Here is a 16,731-nt window from a genome sequence, read left to right on the forward strand (position 1 = left end):
CTTTTATTGACAGGCTTGTGCTTAAAGCAGGCTGAAAATGATCATGGCGACCACGCCGCCCGTGGTGCCGATGATGGTCTCCATCACCGTCCAGGTCTGCAGTGTCTGCTTCTCGGAGAGCCCCAGATAACGGTTCGCCAGCCAGAAGCCGGAGTCGTTGACGTGGGACAGCACGATGGAGCCAACGGCATGCCCGAGTTGCACATGTTGATGCCGGTGCTCGGCAACTTGCAGAAGGCGGGATACAAGGTCGCCCTAGTCACCGATGGTCGCCTCTCCGGCGCCTCCGGCAAGATACCGGCCGCCATCCACGTCACGCCGGAGGCGCTGCATGGCGGCGCCATCGGCCTGTTGCAGGACGGCGACATGCTGCGTCTGGATGCAGAGACTGGCCGCCTTGACTGCCTGACCGAATTGACTGGCCGCACCCAGGCCGAGATTGATCTCACCCTTGAGCAAGAGGGGTGGGGCCGTGAACTGTTCAGTGTGATGCGTCGCACCGTATCGAGCGCCGAGTGTGGCGCCACCATTTTCGAGTAATGACGAGTCGAATAAGGAAAAGATGATGAAAAACTGGAAACTGACCCCTGCCGAGGTGTTCGCCGCCTCTCCGCTGGTGCCCGTCATGGTCATCAATGAACTGGATCAGGCGCTGCCCATGGCCAGGGCCCTGCTGGCCGGTGGCATCTCGGTGTTCGAGATCACCCTGCGTACCCCGGTGGCGTTGGAGGCCATCAAGCTGATCGCCGAGGCGATGCCGGACGCCATGGTGGGCGCCGGTACTGTGCTCAACAGTGCCCAGTATGATGCCGCTGTGGCCGCCGGGGCGCGCTTCGTCATCTCCCCGGGCATGACACCGGCACTGCTGGCCCATGGCGCCAGCGGCACGGCGCCACTGATCCCGGGGGTGGCCACCCCGTCTGAGGTGATGCAGGCGCTGGAAGCGGGCTACGACCACCTGAAATTCTTCCCGGCCGAGGCCAACGGCGGCACCAAGGCGCTTGCCGCCATCGCCGCGCCCCTGCCGCAGATCCGCTTCTGCCCCACAGGCGGCATAGGCCCGCACAATGTCGCCGACTACCTGGCCCTGAAGTGCGTCGCCACCGTCGGCGGCTCCTGGATGCTGCCGGCCGAGGCGCTCAAGAGTGGCAACTGGGCAGAGGTGACCCGCCTCTCCTGCGAGGCGGTTGCCTTGGTGGCACGCTAAGCAAGCGTTGATCAAGAGCCCATCTCCCCGGGTCCGTGACGGCACCCCACAAGAGAGGCCACCCCAGGGTGGCCTCTCTTTTATGTTGCGTGCGACCCTGCGTGCTGTGGATGAGGGGAATTTAGCCCAGGCTGTCACCTGGATAGAGGGTGAAACCGAGATCGATCCGGGTCTGGGGCACGGGGTTGCCGGCGAGCCTCGCCATCAGCAGGGTGGCGGCCTCGCGCCCCATGGCTTCACGGGGGGTAATGATACTGGCCAGGCTGGGGCTCATGGCGCGGCCAATGTCTAGGGCATTGCTGCCGGCGATGGCGAGCCGCTCTGGTACCGCTATGCCCAGTGCCTGGCAGCGCAGCAGGGCGCCGACCGCGAGATCGTCGTTGGTGCAGTAGAGGCCATCGAGATCCGGATACTCGGCCAGGGCCTGCTCCAGCAGTTCCCCTCCAGGGCGAAGCTGGAGGCGCGCTCGGTCAGCAGGTGGCGACCGGGCAGATTAGCCTCCGCCATGGCTTGGTAATAACCCTCCATCCGCAGTCGGGTACGCACATCGAGTCGGGCTCCCAGATAGATGGGACGACGGCGGCCCCGGCTGAGCATCTCTGTTACCATGGCCCGGGCGGCGGCGCGGTGATCCATGCCGACCACCAGATCGATGGGCTGCTCCGGCAGATCCATGGTCTCCACCACCGGGATGCCGGCGGTGGCAATCATCTTGCGGGTGCGGGGGGTATGCAGGCTGTCCGAGAGGATCAAGGCATCCACATGATAGGAGAGCAGGGAGGCCACCTGCTCCTCTTCCCGCTCCGGGTAGCCTCGGCCACGGCCTGGGGATCGCGCAGGTAGCGGCTCACCGTCATCTTGGTCACGCCGGTCAGATCGGCAATGTCCTGCAGGGTAGGGCGGCGTTTACGGCTGTCGTTCATGATGGGATCCCGGGGTAATGCTACGTGTAACATTACCGTTTTTGCGCAAAAAGTTAGCATATGACGCCAGTGAAGAGGAGAGAATCATGGAGAAGGGCAAGACATTCCAGGGGCACAGGTTCGAGGCCGATGAGGTGGAAGGGGAGCAATTCGAGCACTGCCTCTTCCTGGGGTGCAACTTCTCCTGGCTGGATCTGCGGGAGTGCCGCTTCGTGGAGTGTCGCTTCTATGACAGGGAGACGGAGCAGCACTGCCTGCTGCAGGGTTGCGATCTGCGTGAGGCCAGTTTCTTGCGCTGCGATCTCACCCTGGCGGATCTTAGCCGCAGCCAGTGCCTGGGATTGGAGATGCGCGACTGCCAGGCGGTGGGCATCAATCTCGCCCAGGCCAGCTTCGCCAACCAGATCACCCCCAAGAGCTACTTCTGCGAGGCCTATCTGACCGGCAACAACTTCAGCTTCGCCAATCTGGAGTCCTGTCTGCTGGAGCGTTGCGAGCTGAGCAACAACCGCTGGCAGAACGCGAACCTGAGAGGGGCTTCCCTGGCGGGCTCGGATATGAGTCATGGGGAGTTTGGCCAATTTGACTGGCAGAGTGTCACACTCACCGGCTGCGATCTGCGTGGCTGCGATCTGCCCGGCCTGGATCTGCGCCGGGTTGATCTCCAGGGGGTCCAGATCAGCGAGTACCAGCAGCAGGGCCTGCTGGAGACCCTGGGTATCCAGGTCTTCCCCTGAGCCCTAGTCACTCCGTCATCTTTCAACATGTCGCCCTCGTCAGCCGGGGAGCGGTAGACAACAAAGAGCCCGCAGTCGCGGGCTCTTGGTGTGAACTGATGAGTGGTCTTAGCGGCGCGCCAGCCACTTGCTGGGGTTGATCGCCTCGCCCTGGTAGCGGATTTCGAAGTAGAGACCGGGCCTGTCCTGGCCACCGCTGTCACCGACCAAGGCGACGGGCTCACCCTGCTCTACCTTCTGACCGGTCTGGCGTAGCAGCGACTGGTTATGGCCATACAGACTCATGTAGCCCTTTCCGTGGTCAATCACCAACAACATGCCGAAGCCATCCAGCCAGTCAGCATAGACCACCTGCCCCGGCGCCACTGCCTTGACCTGAGCCCCCTCGTTGGCACCGATCAGGGTGCCTTTCCACTTGAGCTGGCCGGTGCGCTGGGAGCCGTAAGAGATGAGGATGGGGCCCTGCACCGGCCAGCGCAGGCTGCCGTTGGTGCTGAGGCCGCCATAGCCGTTGGCACTTGCCTTGGCGCTGTTGCGGGCGGTGGCTTGCTGCTGTGCAACCCTGCCTTGTTGCGCGGCGACTCGCTGCTGCTCGGCGGCGAGCCGCTTCTGTTCGCCGACCTTCTGCTGCGCGGCCGCGATCCGCTGCTGTTCGGCAATCCGCTTCTGCTCGGCGGCCAGGCGTTGCGCCTCCAGACGGCGCTGGCGCTCCTGCTCGGCCTTCAGCTTGGCCAGTCGCTCCCGCTCGGCCCGTTCACGGCGTTCCTGTTCTTCCCGCTGGCGACGCAGCTCTTCCAGCCGGGCCTTCAGGGCTTTCTCCGCCTTGACCAGCTTGGTCAGCTTCTGTTCGTCATTTTGTACCGATTGCTGCAGCTGGTTGCGCACCTTGGCGCGGCTCTGCTGGCTGGCCAGCAGGCTCTGGTGATGCTCTTGCTGCTCGCCAAGCAGGCTCTGCAGTGCCTGTTCGGTCTGCTGGGTGGCTTGCTGGTTCTTGGCGAGCTTGGTGCGGGTGGCTCTCAGGGCATCGATGGCCTCGATGCGCGCCTTGTTGAGGTAGTCATAATAGTCGAGGGAGCGGCTGATCTTGGCCGGATCCTGCTGATTGAGCAGCAGTTTGAGATAGTCGTGATTACCGGCCTGGAAGGCGCTCTCGGCCTGTTTGGCCAGCAGTTGCTTCTGGTGCTTGGCCTCTTGCTCCAGCTCGCTCTTGTTCTGTTGCAGTTCAACCAGCTTGCGCTGGTTCTGCTGCAGCTGCCGCCTGGTTTCGTTGAGTTTGGCGGCCGCCGCGGAAATGGATTGCTCATCTTGCTTCAACTGATTGTTGAGCTTGGCGAGTTCGCCCTTGCTGAGCTTGATGGTCTTGCGCTGATCCTTTATCTGGGACTGCATCTGACCGAGTTCGTTGGCTGCCGACACAGGGGCCGGGCCAAACGCAAAAAACAGCGCGCCTGCCAACAGGCAGACGCGACTGGTTTTGAGTGAAATATATCCGCATCCCCGCATGGGGCAGGATTATTTCAGAATCATCAGGGGCTTGCCAGTCATTTCCGGCGGCACCGGCAGACCCATGAGGGTCAGCATGGTCGGGGCCAGATCGGACAATTTACCGTCTTGCGCCACTTCAGCCTTGCGGCCGAAATAGATGAGCGGCACCGGCAGGTTGGTGTGGGCGGTGTGGGCCTGACCGGTCTCTTCGTCCAGCATCTTCTCGGCGTTGCCATGGTCGGCGGTGATCAGGCATTCGCCACCCACTTCCGCCAGGGCTTCGGTGACGCGGCCGATGCAGTGGTCAACGGCTTCACAGGCTTTGACTGCGGCATCGAACACACCGGTGTGGCCGACCATGTCGCCGTTCGGGTAGTTGCAGATGATGACATCGTACTTGCCGCTCTTGATGGCGCCGACCAGCTTGTCGGTCAGCTCTTCCGAGCTCATCTCCGGCTGCAGGTCATAGGTGGCCACTTTCGGGCTGGCGACGATCTCGCGATCCTCGCCGGGGAAGCAGGCCTCTTCGCCACCGTTGAAGAAGAAGGTGACGTGGGCGTACTTCTCGGTTTCGGAGATGCGCAGCTGGGTCTTGCCCTGCTTGGCCAGCCACTCACCCAGGGTGTTGACCAGCGCGGTGGGCGGATAGGCGCAGACGGCTTTGATGTCGGCCGCGTATTCGGTCAGCATCACGAAGTTCAGGGCCGGGGTCGCTTCGCGGGCAAAGCCGGTGAAATCGCTATCGACGAAGGCACGGGTGATTTCGCGGGCACGGTCGGCACGGAAGTTCATGAAGATCAGCGCATCGCCGTCGTTCATGGGCGCGGCGGCACCGATGCGGGTGGCCTTGACGAACTCGTCGTTCTCGTCGCGGGCATAGGCGGCGGCCAGGGCGTCGCTGGCGTTGTCGGCGGTGAACTCGCCCTTGCCCTGGGTCATCAGGTCATAGGCTTGCTGCACGCGATCCCAGCGGTTGTCGCGGTCCATGGCGAAGTAGCGGCCGATCATGGAGGCGAAGCGACCCTTGCCCAGACGGGCAAACAGGGCATCGAACTGCTCGATGGAGGATTGGGCGGAGCGCGGCGGGACGTCGCGGCCATCCAGGAAGGCGTGGAAGTAGATCTGCTCGGCGCCACGCTTGGCGGCCATCTCGATCATACCCATGATGTGTTCTTCATGGCTGTGTACGCCACCCGGAGACATCAGGCCCATGATGTGCACGGCCTTGCCGTTGCTGACGGCGCTGTCGACGGCTTTGCCCAGCTCGACGTTATTGAAGAAAGTACCTTCAGCAATGTCCTTGGAGATACGGGTCAATTCTTGATAGACGATGCGACCGGCGCCAATGTTGACGTGGCCCACTTCGGAGTTGCCCATCTGGCCATCGGGCAGGCCCACGTCCAGGCCGGAGCCTGAGATGAGGGTGCTGGTGTAGTCATGGGCCAGGCGGTCCAGGTTCGGGGTCTTGGCGGCGGCAACGGCATTGTGCTCTTGCTTGGTGCTGTAGCCCCAACCGTCCATGATGACCAAAACCAGGGGTTTTTTCGCTGTTGACATAAAGCTATGTCCTCTCGGATAGGAATGAACTGGGGAATCGAAACTAGCGTAATATTACTACATCTGCCGAAATAGTCACCTGATCCCCAAGCGCCTCTCCCCCTTGGATTTTTCGCTGTTATCGAGCCGTTTTCGGCATGTTGTCAGCTTGTCTATCGAGGGTTATCCCGTTGCCCAAGATGACCATCAAGCCTCCCTCCTTATATAGAAGACGGCCCATTGAGGGGGAGGTGGCCCGAGGCGGCACCTTGATGGGAGCCCGCTCTCGCTTTGCCGCCAAGATGGCTGATCTTCACTGGGGGCCCATGTATACTCGGCCACTTGTCTCGGTCTTTGGATAGTAAAAGATGCAAGAGTATTTGGATTTTGCGACCCGCAATCCGCTGTTGTCGGCGGCTTGGTTGGGTCTGGCGGGCACCCTGATCTACACCACGGTACGTGCCAGCCTCTCTCCGGTTAAAACGGTAAATAACCACGGTGCAACGCTGCTCATCAACCGTGAGAACGCCATCGTGGTTGATACCCGTAGCCAGGACGAATATGCCAAGGGTCATCTGGCCGGTGCCCAGCACCTGCCCGCCAGCCAGATCCAGGCCAATAATCTGGGCGCGGTTGAAAAGCATAAAGATGCCCCCATCATAGTGGTGTGCGAGTCGGGGATGACCGCTGGTGGCGCGGCCCGTCAGTTGAGCAAGGCCGGCTTCAAGCAGGTGTATGTGCTCAGCGGTGGCATGGCCCAATGGCGTGCAGACAATCTGCCGGTAACCAAAAAACGCTGATTTAAGGGCGTGCGCCCAACATTTTTATCAAAGGAATCAAAAGAATGGCTGACGAAATCAACAACCAGGAAGTACAACCGGAATTCCACATCCAGCGTGTTTACACCAAGGATGTCTCCTTCGAAGCGCCGAACACGCCGCACATCTTCCAGAAAGAGTGGCAACCGGACGTCAAGCTGGACATGGACACCAAGACCAGCGTCCTGGCTGACGGCGTGTATGAGGTTGTACTGACCCTGACCGTCACCTGCAAGCTGGAAACCGAGACCGCCTTCCTGTGTGAAGTGCAGCAAGCCGGTATCTTCAGCATCGGCAACCTGCCGGAGCCACAGCTGGCGCATTGCCTGGCCGCTTTCTGCCCGAACATTCTGTTCCCTTATGCCCGCGAAGCCGTGGCCAACCTGGTCAGCAAGGGTTCCTTCCCGCAGCTGAACCTGGCACCGGTCAACTTCGATGCCCTGTTTGCCCAGCACATGGCACAGGCTCAGGTTCAACAGGCAACAGCGGAAGCCTGATCAATGGCCGACCCGATCGCGATTTCGGTGTTGGGGGCGGGGTCTTATGGCTCCGCCCTTGCCATTTCTCTGGCCCGTAACGGTCATTCGACCCTGCTATGGGGCCATAATCCGGCTCATGTCGCCGTGTTGGAAGCCGATCGTTGCAACAAGGCCTTCCTGCCGGATGTGCCCTTCCCCGCTACGCTGCAGCTGAGCGCGGATCTCGAGCAGGCGGTACAAGCCGCTCCCGTGCTGCTGCTGGTGGTGCCGAGTCATGTCTTTGGCCAGGTGCTGACCGAGATCAAACCCTTCCTGCGTCCCGATACTCGTATCGCCTGGGCCACCAAGGGATTGGAGCCGGACAGCGGCCGGCTGCTGCAGGATGTGGCCCGCGAGATACTGGGGGAGGAGATACCGCTGGCGGTCATCTCGGGTCCTACCTTCGCCAAAGAGCTGGCCGCCGGTTTGCCGACGGCCATCTCGGTCGCCTCGACCCACGACGATTTCGCCGACGACCTCTCCCATCTGCTCCATTGCGGCCGATCATTCCGGGTCTATACCAATCCGGACTTCATCGGTCTGCAACTGGGGGGGGCGGTCAAGAACGTCATCGCCATCGGCGCCGGCCTCTCCGACGGCTTGGGTTTTGGCGCCAACGCCAGAACCGCGCTCATCACCCGGGGTCTGGTGGAGATGCAGCGCCTCGGTGCGGCCCTGGGTGCCGATGCCAAGACCTTTATGGGGATGGCGGGGCTCGGGGATCTGGTGCTGACCTGTACCGACAACCAGTCCCGCAACCGCCGCTTCGGTCTGGCGCTCGGGGCCGGTAAAGAGGTGGATACCGCCATGGCCGAGATCGGTCAGGTGGTGGAAGGCTATCGCAACACCAAGGAAGTGCATCTGCTGGCGGCCCGTTACGGGGTCGAGATGCCCATCTGCGAGCAGATCTTCCAGGTGCTCTATCAGGGCCGCAACCCGAAAGAGGCTGCCATCGCCTTGCTCAGTCGCGACAAGCGCGACGAATGATCCCTGGTTGATCCCGGCATATCCGATAGCAAAAAGCCCCGCCAAATTGGCGGGGCTTTTTCATGGGTAATGTACGAGGGGGCAGGGCAACCTCAATGGATAACGGACATGAGCACAGGGGTACTCATGCCTGCGCTATCAATAGTAGGAGTGATCGCCACGCTGGTGCTCGGTGGCATCTTTGACGCCGTTGAGCTCGCCCGGGAATTTCTCCAGCAGCTGCTTCTCGATCCCCTCTTTCAGGGTGTAATCCACCTGTGAACAGCCGTTGCAACCACCACCGAACTGCAAAATCGCCAGCTTGTCGTCGGTGATGTCAATCAAGGTCACCTTGCCACCGTGACCGGCCAGCATGGGGTTGACCTCTGACATCAGCACGTATTCGATGCGATCGGCCAGGGGGGCATCGTCGGCCACCTTGCGCATCTTGGCGTTGGGTGCCTTGAGGGTGAGCTGGGAGCCCATCTGATCGGTGACGAAGTCGATGGTGGCATCGACCAGGTAAGGGGCGCTCAGGGGATCGACCAGGCAGTCGAAGCCGCTGTAAGGGAGGTGTTGATCTTCCGGATCCACCGCATCCGGTGGGCAGTAAGAGACGCCGCACTCGGCGTTCTGGGTTCCCGGATTGACCACAAACACCCGGATGTTGGTGCCATCAGGCTGATTTTCCAGCAGCTTGCGGAAATGCGCCTGGGCGGTGTCGGAAATGCTGATCATCACTATCCTCATAAACCTGAGTGTACGACTAGGGTATTCATGATAACGCGGTTGCCGCCCCTTGGATAGCGCGTGTTCAAGGCTTGGACGCGCAGCCATGGCACGCAGGATCTACACCTCACGCCGCCCGATGGCACTGTTATGTTGCCACTGTTCCGGTTGGCTCACAGGACCGGCGTTACTTGACATGGGGCAGGGTACGGCACAGCGCCCACACCTCGACTCTTGCTATCCCGCTCTCATGGAGCAGGCGGGTGAGCTGACCCGCCGTAGCACCCGTCGTGACCACATCGTCGAGCAGGGCGACATGCTGGTAGTGATGGGGAGCGATGTGGAAGGCCCCCTTGAGATTGCGGCGGCGCTGGCTGGCGCTGAGCTGGGTCTGCTGAGGGGTCGCCCGGATGCGGCGAATGACCCGAAGATCGAGAGGGATGCCGGTTAAACGGCTCAGACAGAGACCCAGCTGCTCGGCCTGATTGAAACCACGGCGCCACTGGCGCCACCAATGCAAGGGCACCGGGATGATGGCCTCGGGGGGATCCTCCAGGGTCAGGTGATCGGCCAGCAGCCTGGCGAGCAGGGGGGCCAGCAGCAAGTCGCCACCATATTTCAGGCGAGGAATAAGCCAGGGGTAGGGCGGCAGATAGTCCCCTATGACTTGCAACCTGTCCCAGGGGGGCGGCCTGCGCTGACAGCGGCCACAGAGTGGCCACCTCTCTTCGAGAGGGGTGGCACAGAGTCGGCAGCGATGCTCTTGCTGGCGCAGGCTGGTACGACACCAGTGGCAGAGCAGGGGATCGGTGTCACAGGGTTGTCGACAGAGCAGGCAGAGTCCCAACCAGTCGACCGGGGTACCGAGGATCGGACTTGCTTTGGCGAGCAGGCGCTTTAACATGCGACCCCAATGAATGGATGTGAGGGAGTCTGATGAGCATAGTGGTGGAGCGCCTCGGTCAGGGGCCAGATCTGGTGTTGTTGCATGGTTGGGGCATGAATGGTGCCGTCTGGCACGGGATAGCCCCCCTGCTCAGCCCGCATTTTCGGTTGCATCTGATCGACTTGCCCGGCTTTGGCGCCAGCCCGCTGGCCGAGGGGGTGGATTATGACCTCAACTGGCTGGCGCGGCAGGTCGCCGCGGTATTGCCGCCGCGCGCCCACCTGCTCGGCTGGTCCCTCGGTGGTCTGGTGGCGAGCCGCATTGCCCTCGATACACCGGAGCGGGTCGCCTCCCTCATCACCGTTGCCAGCTCCCCCTGCTTCATGGCGCGAGAGGAGTGGCCCGGTATAGCTCCCAAGGTGCTGGAGGGTTTCATGACGGCGCTGGGGGGGGATTTTCGCCAGACGGTGGAGCGCTTCCTGGCCATTCAGGCCATGGGCAGCGAACATGCCCGGGACGATATCCGCCAGTTGAAACAGTGGTTGGCGCAGCGGCCTGCGCCGCAGCTGGTTGCTCTCACGGCGGGCCTGACCATGCTGGCCGAGGTGGACTTGCGCGAGGAGCTGGCGCAGCTGGCTCTGCCCTGGCTACGAGTCTATGGTCGCCTCGACTCCCTGGTGCCCAGGGCCAGCATTGCGCTGCTCGATGAACGCTATCCTCGCAGCGAGAGCCAGATACTGGCCAAGGCCTCCCATGCTCCCTTTATTTCTCACCCTGAGCCTTTTGTCAGCGGTCTGAGGGAGTGGCTCGCCATGGGGGCTGACTGCGCTGATTAAAAATCGAGCGCCATGCTTTGATAATCCCGCGAGGCGGTGGATACTTACTCCACTGTCAGGGAGATAGCACCATGCAAATTGATTCCGCCTTTACCACTGGCCTGCAGGGATATCAGCGGGCCGAGCAGAGGGTTGACCAGGCAAGCGAGGCCATTGCCAGCGTCAGTGTGGCGCGGCCTGAACCCGAGGCGGCCCCGGTGGCGCTCACCGACGAGCTGATCAACCTCAAGCTCGGTGAGCTGCAGGCCGGTGCCTCGGCCAGGGTGATCCAGACGGCCAGTGACATGCTCGGCAGTCTGATCGACATTCGGGTCTAAGAGGCCTGCTTGGCCACCCTTGGGGTGGCCGAGCACTATCATGAGCCTCAACGTCACACTTCCCCCCAGCCTGCCCAACGCGCTGCAACCTCAGACGGAAGCGGCGCGCACCGACAATCGCCGCGCCGAACTGATCCCCCAGCCCCCTCAGGGTGCTGCCGCTAGCGGCAGCCAGAAATCGGCCAGTCAGCAGGATCAGGAGAGGCAGACCCTCCGCCAGGGGTTGCTCCGTGACGGTGCGATGCGGGAGGGGGCGGGCACCCTCTCCTCGGCTCCTCACTCGCTACCTCAGCGGGTCGATGAGCGTGGGCATCAGGACGGCCAGGGCAGCCAGCAAGGGACGCATCGGGAGAGTCATCAAGATGCCGAGCGGGCAGGGGATCAGAGGGGCAGCCACGGGATCGCCTCGTCGTTGGTGTTCGGTGGTGGGTTACCAACCCGGGTTGGCCAATATGCTCATCCCGGCATGCAAGGCGGGGTGTTGAATGCCTACATGGAGATACGCAGCCAGGCCATCGCTCAGCGCTATCGCACGGCCAGCCGACCCGCCACGCCCCAGCAGTTCGATCTGAAAATCTGAACTGGCGTTGCCATGACAGGGCTCCTTGAGCCTGATGCTCTGCACGGGATAGCGGCAGAGAAGGGGAGATCCCCAATAACAAGAAGCCCCTCGCGGGGCTTCTTGTTTATCCGGGCATTTGAGGCGCTATTTTTTAGCCTTGGCAAACGCGGCCGCAAAGGCGTTGCCGAAGGCGGCACTCTCGGCCGGTTTGCTGTCTTGCTGTGGGGGGCGAGCCGGTTTGGCAGCTTGCCCCCGGGGTGCCGCCCGGTCGTTTGCCTCTGCTCTGGGCTTGCGTCCCCCCTGATCGCCGGCCTGCTGATCCAGGCGCATGGTCAGGCTGATGCGTTTGCGGGGGGCATCCACCTCCAGCACCTTGACCCTGACCACATCCCCTGTCTTGACCACTTCCCGGGGATCCTTGATGAAGCGATCGGTCAGGGAGCTGATATGCACCAGGCCATCCTGATGGACCCCTATGTCGACGAAGGCCCCGAAATTGGTGACATTGGTGACCACCCCTTCCAGCACCATCTCGGGTTGCAGGTCGCTTATCTTCTCCACCCCCTCCTTGAAGGTGGCGGTCTTGAACTCGGGACGGGGATCCCGGCCCGGCTTGTCCAGCTCGCCAATGATATCGGTGACAGTCGGCACCCCGAATTTGTCATCGACATAGTCGGCTGGCTTGAGGCTACGTAGCAGGGGGCCGTTGCCGAGCAGGTCATCTACCGCCTGCTGGAGCTGCGCCAGGATCCGCTCAACCACAGGGTAAGACTCTGGATGCACCGCCGAGCCATCGAGGGGATGAGTGCCGCCACGAATGCGCAGGAAACCAGCACACTGCTCGAACGCCTTGGGGCCGAGTCGACTCACCTTGAGCAACTGTTGGCGGCTCTTGAAGGCGCCATGTTCATCACGGTAAGCCACTATGTTCTGGGCCAGGGTCTGGGAGAGGCCGGAGACCCGGGTCAGCAACGGTACCGAGGCGGTATTCACATCCACACCGACCGCGTTCACGCAATCTTCCACCACGGCATCGAGCTTGCGGGCCAGCTGGCTCTGACCGACATCATGCTGGTACTGGCCCACCCCTATGCTCTTGGGATCTATCTTGACCAGCTCGGCCAGGGGATCTTGCAGGCGGCGGGCGATGGAGACGGCGCCGCGGATGGAGACATCAAGATCCGGAAACTCCTGGGAGGCGAGCTCGGAGGCGGAGTAGACGGAGGCACCCGCCTCGCTGACCACGATCTGCTGCGCGCGCGCCTCCGGGTAGCGTTTGAACAGTTCAGCCGTCAGGCGATCCGTCTCGCGGGAGGCGGTGCCATTGCCGATGCTGACCAGCTCTACCTTATGTTTGACGCAGAGATCGCGCAGGGTGGCCAGGCTCTGTTCCACCTGCTTTCTCGGCTCGAAGGGATAGATGGTGGCGCTATCGACCAGCTTGCCGGTGGCGTCGACCACCGCCACCTTGACCCCGGTGCGGATACCGGGATCCAGCCCCATGGTGCAACGCATGCCGGCCGGCGCCGCCATCAGCAGATCCTGGAGATTCATGGCGAACACCTTGATCGCCTCTTCTTCGGCCTGTTCGCGGACTTGGCCGATGAGCTCGGTCTCCATCTGCAAGGAGAGTTTGATGCGCCAGGTCCAGCTCACCACCCCTTGCAGCCACTTGTCGGCGGGACGGCCCTGGGCCTTGACGCCAACCTGCTGGGCGATGATGCCCTCGCAGGGGTGGCTGGCCTCATCCTCACCCACTATCAGCGCCAGATTGAGCATCCCTTCGTTGCGGCCGCGCAACATGGCCAGCACCCGATGGGAGGGGGCCTTGTGCAGCGGTTCGTCATGTTCGAAGTAGTCCTTGAACTTGGCTCCCTCCTGCTCCTTGCCCTCGACCAGCCGGGCGCGCAGGGTGGCGTTGTGCCACAGATAATCGCGCAGCCGGGCGAGCAGGGGAGCTTGCTCCGCGAAGCGTTCCATCAAGATGTAGCGGGCACCGTCGAGGGACGCCTTGGTATCGGCTATGCCAGCCTCGATATTGATAAAGGCGGCGGCCTCTCGCTCGGGATCCAGATTGGGATTGGCGAACAGGCGATCGGCCAGGGGTTCCAGCCCCGCCTCTATGGCCATCTGCCCCTTGGTGCGGCGTTTGGGTTTGTAGGGCAGGTAGAGATCTTCGAGGCGGGTCTTGGTATCGGCCTCGCCCAAAGCACGGGCCAGTTCCGGGGTCAGCTTGCCCTGCTCCTTGACGGAGTTGAGGATCACCTGGCGCCTCTCTTCCAGTTCGCGCAGATAACCGAGCCGGGTCTCCAGAGTACGTAACTGGCTGTCATCCAGCCCGTCGGTGACCTCCTTGCGGTAGCGGGCGATGAAGGGCACAGTGGCCCCTTCGTCCAGCAGGCGGATGGCGGCTTGTACCTGCTGTGGCCGGGCATTCAGCTCGCTGGCTATCTGTCGTTCTATGGTTTGCATCTGTGCTCTGGGTCTCCATGGTCACTGGTTGGCGGCTCGCGGGCCCACTCCACGCGGGGTTAGAATAGAACCCAAGTGGCAAGGACATGTAAAGATGAAAAAAAGCGATTATATCACCCGTGAAGGGTGGCTCGAACTGGATCGGGAATTCAAGACCCTCTGGAAGGAGGATCGGCCCAGGGTGACGCAGGCGGTGTCTGAGGCCGCGGCCCTCGGCGACCGATCGGAGAATGCCGAGTACATCTATGGCAAGAAGCGACTGCGGGAAATAGACCGGCGGCTGCGCTTTCTTGGCAAGCGGCTCGATGCCCTCACCATAGTGGATCCCAGCCCCCAGCAGGAGGGGCGGGTCTTCTTCGGCGCCTGGGTTGAGCTGGAAGATGAAGCCGGTCAGCGGGTGCGCTATCGATTGGTGGGGCCCGACGAGTTCAACCTCTCTGAAGGCAAACTCAGCGTGGACTCCCCCCTGGCGCGTGCCCTGCTCAAGAAACAGGTCGATGACGAGGTGGAGGTGAGCACGCCGTCCGGCTTGCAGTTCTGGTATATCAACGAAATCCGTTACAGCCCCTTCGAGGCGCGGGCAACGCTCCCAAGCAATAACCGGTAACACTTTTCGTCTTGGCCGGGGCAGGGCAAGCGCCTAGGATGACCCCTCATGGGTAAGGAGAGGCAAAATGAGTCAGCAATACAAGGTGTTGGTGGTCGATGATGACCTCAAGCTGCGGGCCCTGCTGGAGCGTTATCTGAGCGAACAGGGGTTCGGGGTGCGCGGCGTCGCCAATGGTGAGCAGGCCGATCGCCTGCTGGCGCGGGAGAACTTCAGCCTGATGGTGCTCGATCTCATGCTGCCTGGGGAAGATGGCCTCTCCATCTGTCGCCGTCTGCGCGAAGCGGGCAACCAGATCCCGGTGTTGATGCTCACCGCCAAGGGGGACGAGGTCGATCGCATCGTCGGCCTGGAGATGGGCGCCGATGACTATCTGCCCAAGCCGTTCAACCCGCGGGAATTGCTGGCCCGGATCCGTGCCGTGCTGCGCCGCCATCAGGTGGAGCTGCCAGGTGCCCCCTCCGCCACCGAGAAGGTCGTCAGCTTTGGTGCCTACCGCCTCGATCTCGCGACCCGGGAGCTGACCCGGGACCATGAGCCCCTCTCCCTGACCAGCGGCGAGTTCGCCGTGCTCAAGGTGCTGGTCAGTCATCCCCGTGAGCCGCTATCCCGTGACAAGTTGATGAATCTGGCCCGTGGCCGCGAATATACCGCCACCGAGCGCAGCATCGATGTGCAGGTGTCGCGCCTGCGCCGCTTGCTGGAGCAGGATCCGGCCCAACCCAGGTATCTGCAGACCGTCTGGGGTCTGGGCTATGTGTTTGTACCGGACGGAGAGAGCCGATGAGGCGCACGACCAGCATGTTCTCCCGTACCCTCTGGTTTCTGGGCTCGGTGCTGTTGGTCTATCAGCTGGTCTCCTATGCCGCCTTCTACAACTATCTGCTGGAGCCCACGGTCAAGCAGATCAGCCACCTGCTGGCCAATCAGGTCAAGCTCATCTTCCCCGCCGAACTGGACGGTACCCTGCCCGATGAAGCTGAGGCCCTGGTCCACATGGCGACGGGCATCGATATTTACAGTCAGCACGAGGCTGAGCAGCACGGCCTGAAGATGGCCAAGCGTTATGAATATCTGGAGGAGGGGATCAGTCATGAGCTGGGCGGCCCGGCCCAGGTCCGGGTGGAGATCCAGGATCACTACATCATCTGGATCCAGCCGCCCCAGGCGAGCGAGATCTGGCTGCGGGTGCCGCTCACCGAGATAGATGATGACGACATTCAGCCACTGCTCCTTTATCTGAGCATATTGCTGGTGGTGGTGCTGTTTGGCGCCTGGCATTTTGCCCGTCAGTTGATGCGCCCGCTCGAGGCGCTGGAGGCGGGGGCTGTCGCCGTGGCAAGGGGGCAATTCCCCGATGCACTGCCCGAGAAGGGCTCGCGGGAGCTGCGCCGGCTGACCCGCAGCTTCAACCACATGTCCCATTCCATCAAGGATCTGATCGAGGAGCGTAACCTGATGATGGCTGGCGTCTCCCACGATCTGCGCACCCCGCTCACCCGCATCCGCCTCGCCACCGAGATGATGTCGTCCCGGGAAGAGGGACTCAAGGAAAGCATCAACGCCGACATCGATGAAACCAATGCCATCATCGATCAGTTCATCGACTACATAAGACCGGCTGGCGAGGTCGAAACCCGGACCACCGACCTGACCCAGCTGATCCACGATGTGCTGCTGCTGCAGGGGGATCAGGGACTGGAATTGGAGCTGGCCCTGCCAACCGAGGCCGTGCTGGTCGAGTGCCACCCCCTTGGCTTGCGCCGGGTGCTCAATAATCTGTGCGGTAATGCTCAGCGTTATGGTGCCAGTCGGGTACATGCTGAGCTGAGGGACGATGGTCACTGGGTCCGCCTGCGGCTGTCCGATGATGGCCCGGGCATCCCGGAGGGAGATTATCAGCGGGTGCTCAAACCCTTCACTCAGGGCAGCCTGGCGCGCACCGGAGGGGGCAGTGGCCTGGGGCTCGCCATCGTCGCCAAGATAGTGGCGCAGCACCACGGCACATTGCGGCTCGGCGTCTCGATGTGGGACGGCTTGCTGGTCGAGATCCGCCTGCCCAAACAGCAGCCCCTGGAGTGGGTTGACTAATGGGGTCAATCTAGAGACAGAGAGGGGGCCAATGGCCCCCT

Annotated in this window: 17 protein-coding genes and 2 pseudogenes; 12 read left to right on the top strand and 7 right to left on the bottom strand. The window is 62.2% G+C overall.

The genetic code is table 11. The features are described 5' to 3' along the window. Window positions 1-21: 21 nt before the first annotated feature. Window positions 22-234 carry a hypothetical protein gene (locus M2366_RS16020; protein ID WP_404972805.1) on the bottom strand — a complete coding sequence of 71 codons (213 nt, stop codon included), beginning with the start codon at window positions 232-234 and terminating at the stop codon, window positions 22-24. Between M2366_RS16020 and M2366_RS16025 the strand changes: the two are divergent. Beyond that, window positions 178-540 (top strand): annotated as a pseudogene (locus tag M2366_RS16025) (dihydroxy-acid dehydratase); the annotation flags it as partial. The gene M2366_RS16020 and the pseudogene M2366_RS16025 overlap by 57 nt on opposite strands. Window positions 541-565: 25 nt before the next feature. Continuing rightward, entirely contained in the window at window positions 566-1,207 is a 642-nt protein-coding gene (locus tag M2366_RS16030) for a bifunctional 4-hydroxy-2-oxoglutarate aldolase/2-dehydro-3-deoxy-phosphogluconate aldolase (RefSeq protein ID WP_259270163.1), read from the top strand. A gap of 121 nt (window positions 1,208-1,328) precedes the next feature. Here the strand turns inward: M2366_RS16030 and M2366_RS16035 are convergent. Then, window positions 1,329-2,130, bottom strand: a pseudogene (locus tag M2366_RS16035) (LacI family DNA-binding transcriptional regulator). Window positions 2,131-2,216: 86 nt separating this feature from the next. On the opposite strand from M2366_RS16035, the gene M2366_RS16040 reads away from it, so the two are divergent. Next, window positions 2,217-2,867, top strand: a complete 651-nt coding sequence (locus M2366_RS16040) for a Qnr family pentapeptide repeat protein (RefSeq protein WP_259270164.1) — start codon at window positions 2,217-2,219, stop codon at window positions 2,865-2,867. A gap of 108 nt (window positions 2,868-2,975) precedes the next feature. On the opposite strand, the gene M2366_RS16045 is transcribed toward M2366_RS16040, so the two are convergent. Together M2366_RS16045 and gpmM are read right to left on the bottom strand one after the other, a co-directional pair. Further along, a complete protein-coding gene (locus M2366_RS16045) occupies window positions 2,976-4,370 on the bottom strand; it encodes a peptidoglycan DD-metalloendopeptidase family protein (protein ID WP_259270165.1) in 1,395 nt (464 codons plus the stop codon). A 9-nt stretch (window positions 4,371-4,379) separates the two neighbouring features. After that, window positions 4,380-5,909, bottom strand: coding sequence for a 2,3-bisphosphoglycerate-independent phosphoglycerate mutase (gene gpmM / locus M2366_RS16050; RefSeq protein ID WP_042042644.1), 1,530 nt, complete (start codon window positions 5,907-5,909; stop codon window positions 4,380-4,382). Window positions 5,910-6,256: 347 nt separating this feature from the next. Between gpmM and M2366_RS16055 the strand changes: the two genes are divergently transcribed. Genes M2366_RS16055 through gpsA form a run of 3 tightly spaced genes read left to right on the top strand, consistent with a single transcriptional unit; the run spans window position 6,257 to window position 8,211 of the window. Then, window positions 6,257-6,688, top strand: coding sequence for a rhodanese-like domain-containing protein (locus M2366_RS16055; protein ID WP_005890807.1), 432 nt, complete (start codon window positions 6,257-6,259; stop codon window positions 6,686-6,688). A 44-nt stretch (window positions 6,689-6,732) separates the two neighbouring features. After that, a complete protein-coding gene (secB, locus tag M2366_RS16060) occupies window positions 6,733-7,203 on the top strand; it encodes a protein-export chaperone SecB (RefSeq protein ID WP_042042645.1) in 471 nt (156 codons plus the stop codon). A gap of 3 nt (window positions 7,204-7,206) precedes the next feature. Then, window positions 7,207-8,211, top strand: coding sequence for an NAD(P)H-dependent glycerol-3-phosphate dehydrogenase (gene gpsA / locus M2366_RS16065; RefSeq protein WP_259237120.1), 1,005 nt, complete (start codon window positions 7,207-7,209; stop codon window positions 8,209-8,211). 138 nt (window positions 8,212-8,349) lie between these two features. On the opposite strand, the gene nfuA is transcribed toward gpsA, so the two are convergent. Together nfuA and M2366_RS16075 are read right to left on the bottom strand one after the other, a co-directional pair. Then, a complete protein-coding gene (nfuA, locus tag M2366_RS16070) occupies window positions 8,350-8,928 on the bottom strand; it encodes a Fe-S biogenesis protein NfuA (RefSeq protein WP_042042648.1) in 579 nt (192 codons plus the stop codon). A gap of 178 nt (window positions 8,929-9,106) precedes the next feature. Continuing rightward, the gene (locus M2366_RS16075; RefSeq protein ID WP_042042651.1) at window positions 9,107-9,823 is read right to left on the bottom strand and encodes a ComF family protein; all 717 of its coding nucleotides are present in this window, start codon (window positions 9,821-9,823) and stop codon (window positions 9,107-9,109) included. A gap of 32 nt (window positions 9,824-9,855) precedes the next feature. On the opposite strand from M2366_RS16075, the gene bioH reads away from it, so the two are divergent. The 3 genes from bioH to M2366_RS16090 all read left to right on the top strand — a co-directional run bounded on the left by bioH (window position 9,856) and on the right by M2366_RS16090 (window position 11,538). After that, the gene (gene bioH, locus M2366_RS16080; RefSeq protein ID WP_259270166.1) at window positions 9,856-10,641 is read left to right on the top strand and encodes a pimeloyl-ACP methyl ester esterase BioH; all 786 of its coding nucleotides are present in this window, start codon (window positions 9,856-9,858) and stop codon (window positions 10,639-10,641) included. A gap of 71 nt (window positions 10,642-10,712) precedes the next feature. Next, complete coding sequence (locus M2366_RS16085) at window positions 10,713-10,958, top strand: flagellar biosynthesis protein FlgE (protein WP_259270167.1); 246 nt, start codon at window positions 10,713-10,715, stop codon at window positions 10,956-10,958. A 40-nt stretch (window positions 10,959-10,998) separates the two neighbouring features. Then, window positions 10,999-11,538 carry a hypothetical protein gene (locus M2366_RS16090; protein ID WP_259270168.1) on the top strand — a complete coding sequence of 180 codons (540 nt, stop codon included), beginning with the start codon at window positions 10,999-11,001 and terminating at the stop codon, window positions 11,536-11,538. A 126-nt stretch (window positions 11,539-11,664) separates the two neighbouring features. Here M2366_RS16090 and M2366_RS16095 read toward each other — a convergent pair whose 3' ends face one another. Next, window positions 11,665-13,992 carry a Tex family protein gene (locus M2366_RS16095; protein ID WP_259270169.1) on the bottom strand — a complete coding sequence of 776 codons (2,328 nt, stop codon included), beginning with the start codon at window positions 13,990-13,992 and terminating at the stop codon, window positions 11,665-11,667. A gap of 94 nt (window positions 13,993-14,086) precedes the next feature. On the opposite strand from M2366_RS16095, the gene greB reads away from it, so the two are divergent. The 3 genes from greB (at window position 14,087) to envZ (ending at window position 16,690) form a co-directional block, all read left to right on the top strand. Beyond that, on the top strand, window positions 14,087-14,599 hold the full coding sequence (greB, locus tag M2366_RS16100) for a transcription elongation factor GreB (protein WP_259270170.1): 513 nt from the start codon (window positions 14,087-14,089) through the stop codon (window positions 14,597-14,599). Window positions 14,600-14,666: 67 nt separating this feature from the next. Further along, the gene (ompR, locus tag M2366_RS16105) at window positions 14,667-15,386 is read left to right on the top strand and encodes a two-component system response regulator OmpR (RefSeq protein ID WP_005890831.1); all 720 of its coding nucleotides are present in this window, start codon (window positions 14,667-14,669) and stop codon (window positions 15,384-15,386) included. Beyond that, on the top strand, window positions 15,383-16,690 hold the full coding sequence (gene envZ / locus M2366_RS16110) for a two-component system sensor histidine kinase EnvZ (protein ID WP_042042659.1): 1,308 nt from the start codon (window positions 15,383-15,385) through the stop codon (window positions 16,688-16,690). Before ompR ends, envZ begins: the two co-directional genes overlap by 4 nt. Window positions 16,691-16,731 lie beyond the last annotated feature (41 nt).

It is taken from the genome of Aeromonas sp. BIGb0405 (assembly GCF_024807335.1).
GTDB lineage: Bacteria > Pseudomonadota > Gammaproteobacteria > Enterobacterales > Aeromonadaceae > Aeromonas > Aeromonas rivuli.